At 52.3% G+C, this 283-nt stretch carries 1 pseudogene; it reads right to left on the bottom strand.

Annotated features, from left to right (window positions below):
- Positions 1 to 283: pseudogene (locus tag JIG37_RS03660) on the bottom strand (RTX toxin); the annotation flags it as partial.

Here is a 283-nt window from a genome sequence, read left to right as displayed (position 1 = left end):
TTCGGCTAATGCCGTACTTGGCTCAACAGACCAACTGCCATCCGCTTGCACCGTCGCTGTCGCACTTTGTACATTACCAGCACTGTCAGTGATAGTAAGCAGCACTAAGCTGCCCACTGCCGCTCCGGTGGTTTGCCCACTGATGAGCGGTGTCACATCATTACTATCGGCCAAGGTATCAAGGCTAATCGTCGGTGCGGTAATGTCGATTTCACCAGTGGCACTATCGGTGCCGGTATTACCGGCTGCATCGGTGACTGAAGCATTAACAGTAAAACTACCT

Source organism: Pseudoalteromonas sp. bablab_jr010, assembly GCF_016464105.1.
Classification (GTDB): Bacteria; Pseudomonadota; Gammaproteobacteria; order Enterobacterales; family Alteromonadaceae; genus Pseudoalteromonas; species Pseudoalteromonas simplex.
The sequence above is the reverse complement of the archived record's forward strand: the minus strand, read 5'-3'. Positions and strand labels throughout refer to the sequence as shown.